Origin of the sequence: Segeticoccus rhizosphaerae (assembly GCF_009192725.1) — a bacterium.
In the GTDB taxonomy this organism is placed as follows: domain Bacteria; phylum Actinomycetota; class Actinomycetes; order Actinomycetales; family Dermatophilaceae; genus Segeticoccus; species Segeticoccus rhizosphaerae.
Map to the genome: position 1 here is coordinate 1 of NZ_VOHR01000630.1, position 904 is coordinate 904.

Genomic DNA, 904 nt, shown 5'->3' on the forward strand with positions numbered 1-904 from the left:
AGCCCGCAGCAGGGTCGGCGCCGCCGCCGGCCACGCCCCCGCGCCAGCCATGCCCACCGGCGACCTGCCACCCGACGCGCTCGCCACTGCCGGCTGGAAGCAGATCCTCGCCGAGAACTTCACCACCGACTGCGCGGCCGGCGACTTCCTCACCGCATACCCCGGCTGGATCGCCTACCCCGACACGTGGGACAACGGCCACACCTCCTACTACAACGGCGGCAACTCCATCACCGTCGCCGACGGCGTCCTCTCGATGCAGCTCTACACCGACGGGACCGGCAAGCCGCGCACCGAGACGATCCAGCCCCCGGGCGGCCAGGGCGGGCAACAGCAGTACGGCATCTACGAGATCGCCTACCGGGTGCCCGCCCCGATCCCCGGCTACAAGCAGGCGTTCCTGCTGTGGCCGGTGTCCAACGACGGCAACCAGGGCGAGATCGACTTCCCCGAGGCCAGCTTCGAAGCGGGCCAGCCGATCGCCGGGTTCGTCCACGAGGTCGAACCGCCCGGCCTGCACGTCAACAACGCCTACGCCGAGGTGTCCTCGACCGCCGCGACCGACGGGCAGTGGCACGTGTGCCGGATCGTCTGGAAGGGCGACCGCGTCGAGTTCTGGCTCGACGGCACCCGACTCGGGACCGGCTACACCTCCACCGTCAACGTGCCCGACATCCCGATGACGTGGAAGCTGCAGACCGAGGGCAACCTGACCGGCACCTTCGCCGACCCCGGCATCGACCCCGCCACCACCGGCACCCTCGAGCTCGCCTACGCGGTCGCCTACACCCCGGTCAGTGTCGGCACCGGCGCCGGGACCCGCACCCGCGTCGGGACCGGCTCAGGCCACGCCCCGAGCGTCGACACCCACCACGGCTCCGGCACGGGGGCCCTCGTCAACACG

At 71.6% G+C, this 904-nt stretch carries 1 protein-coding gene; it reads left to right on the forward strand.

What is annotated here, in order from left to right; genetic code table 11:
• Positions 1–49: 49 nt before the first annotated feature.
• The coding region (locus tag FRW57_RS22195; RefSeq protein WP_152187100.1) for a family 16 glycosylhydrolase at positions 50–904 on the forward strand (855 nt) is incomplete at its 3' end.